General features: G+C 39.2%; 3 protein-coding genes. All 3 read left to right on the top strand.

All coding sequences use genetic code 11. The features are described 5' to 3' along the window. Positions 1 to 437 precede the first annotated feature (437 nt). Positions 438 to 1,022, top strand: coding sequence for a 2-oxoacid:acceptor oxidoreductase family protein (locus ABDH28_07020; protein ID MEN2998766.1), 585 nt, complete (start codon positions 438 to 440; stop codon positions 1,020 to 1,022). Between the two features lie 4 nt (positions 1,023 to 1,026). Continuing rightward, entirely contained in the window at positions 1,027 to 1,314 is a 288-nt protein-coding gene (gene porD / locus ABDH28_07015; GenBank protein MEN2998765.1) for a pyruvate synthase subunit PorD, read from the top strand. Positions 1,315 to 1,330: 16 nt separating this feature from the next. Beyond that, a partial coding sequence (porA, locus tag ABDH28_07010) for a pyruvate ferredoxin oxidoreductase (protein MEN2998764.1) occupies positions 1,331 to 2,466 on the top strand: 1,136 nt, incomplete at its 3' end.

Below are 2,466 nucleotides of genomic sequence, written 5' to 3'. Positions count from 1 at the left end.
CAACATACTGCATTCCTGCAGTATTGAATATTTCGTAGTCATCTGAAACTACTATAAGTTGCCTTATCTCTAACACATCGTCGTCTACTTTTACTAGAAGAGTGTGGTTATTTTTTTTGCCTGTTATCGTGTATTGATATGGCACTTCCACCATAATCTATGCCTCCTGAAGATCTTTATCAACATAAAGTATAAAAAAATTATCGTCAATTTTTCAATATGGGTAGAGAGGGGTTCCGATAAGTCTAATTTCCACAGTATCACTTTACATTTGGCTTCCAGTTTTTGTTGAAAGAACAATTTTACCAAGTCTCGACAGGGACTGCGAGAGAAATAAGAGAAGACTATGCCTAATTGGGTTTATTGAGCGTCTCATTTTGCAACTTGAAAGTTCTTATGTTAAAATGTTAATCTAATGGTGGTTTGTGAGGGGTTTTATGGGGACGGTTAAGGAATTTTACGATATAAGGATACATGGGAGGGCTGGACAAGGGGCGAAGACAGCAGCACAACTTATAGCTGAGTCAGCTATTGATGTAGGGATGTATGCTCAATCTTTTCCAGAGTTTGGTGCTGAAAGAACTGGGGCTCCTGTAAAAGCTTATAGCAGGATCTCAAAAGATAGGATAGATGTTCATTATCAGATAACACGGCCTGATGTAGTTGTTGTGATGGATGATACTCTGTTTAATGCTGAAAATGTGGTTGAAGGAATAAAGGAAGATGGTATTTTGATTGTTAACACTAATGAGAAGCCCGAAGATGTTAGAAGTAGGTATAATATTCCCGCTAATGTGAAGCTTTATACTCTTGATGCTACGGGTATAGCACTCAGTCTTTTTGGTAGAAACTTTGCAAATGTTCCTCTACTTGGTGCAATAGTGAAGCTTACTGGAGTTATAGATCCGGGCAAGGTGAAAGAGGTGATTAGGAACAAATTCATTAAGAAGCTAGGGGAAGAGGGGGTTAGTAAAAATATATCTGCCTTTGAAAGGGGAATGAACGAAATAATAGGAGGATAGGGATATGTTGGTTAATAGTAAAGATGTTAAAGAAGTTAAGTTGAATATAGGTGGTTATGCTATAGGAGGAACATCCGTTAGAAACAAAACTGGAGGTTGGAGAACATTTAAGCCTATTTTGAATAAGGATAAGTGTGTAGATTGTATGATATGTTGGTTATATTGTCCTGATGATAGTGTGGTTGTCCAGGGTGGTAAGATGTTGGGATTTGATTATGACTACTGTAAAGGTTGTGGTGTATGTGCAAATGTATGTCCTAAGGGTGCTATAGATATGGTTTCCGAAAAGTGATTGAGGAGGTGAAATTATGTCTAGTGTGGGTAAGATAAGAAAGTCTTTGACGGGGGCTCAGGCTGCTGCTGAGGCGATGAGACAAGCAGATCTTGACGTTGTTGCAGCTTATCCAATAACTCCGCAAACTCCTATTGTTCAGGAGTATGCTCAGTTTGTTGCGGATGGTGTTGTAAAAACAGAAATGATTCAAGTTGAGTCTGAGCATAGTGCAATGAGTGCTGTTATAGGGGCTGCTATGGCTGGTGCTAGAGCAAGCACTGCTACTTCGGCTCAAGGACTAGCTTTAATGTGGGAGATGGTTGCTATAGCCTCTACTATGAGACTACCGATGGTAATGAATGTAGTTAATAGAGCTCTATCTGGGCCTCTTAATATCCATTGCGATCACTCTGATGCAATGTCAATGCGAGATCTGGGTTGGATAATGTTGTTTTCCGAAAATCCGCAAGAGGTCTACTATAATAACATCCTAGCCTTCAAAATATCAGAGCATCCTGAAGTTTTCTTACCAGTTTCTGTAAATCAAGATGGATTTATTACTAGTCACTGTGTGGAAGCGGTTGATGTGTTGGATGATAATTTCGTTAAGGAGTTCATTGGAAAGAATAACTATCCCTATACTCTTCTTGATTTTAGTAATCCTATATCGGCTGGAGAGTGGGCAATGCCTTCACACTACTTTGAGTTTAGGGTAGGTATTCAAAAGGTGATGGAGGAGTCGGTAAAGACTATAGAGGAAATTTTTTGTGAGTTTCGTCAAAAAACGGGCGTTAAGTTTGATTTCTTTGAGGGGTATATGACAGAGGATGCCGAAATAGTATTTATTGTTATGAATTCAACTTCGGGGACGGTGAGGTATGTTGTTAATAAGCTGAGGGATAGAGGTAAGAAGGTTGGTGTTGTGAAGATTAGAGTGTATAGACCTTTTGTTATTGAGAAGCTTTTGGAACTTTTGCCGTCGGCTAAGTATTTAGCAGTCATGGATAGATCTCTTTCTTTTGGCACTACCGGTTCACCGGTGTATCAAGATATCACTTCGGGGTTGTTTGGGCTTAGGAGGAATTTACTTGTTAACGACTACATCTATGGACTTGGTGGAAGAGATATTACGGATGAAGATATTGAGGAAATTTACTCTAATGCAGAGTA

Source organism: Brevinematia bacterium (genome assembly GCA_039630355.1).
Classification (GTDB): Bacteria; Spirochaetota; Brevinematia; order DTOW01; family DTOW01; genus SKYB106.
Note: the sequence above shows the minus strand (reverse complement) of the source record. Positions and strands in the feature narration are given on the sequence as shown.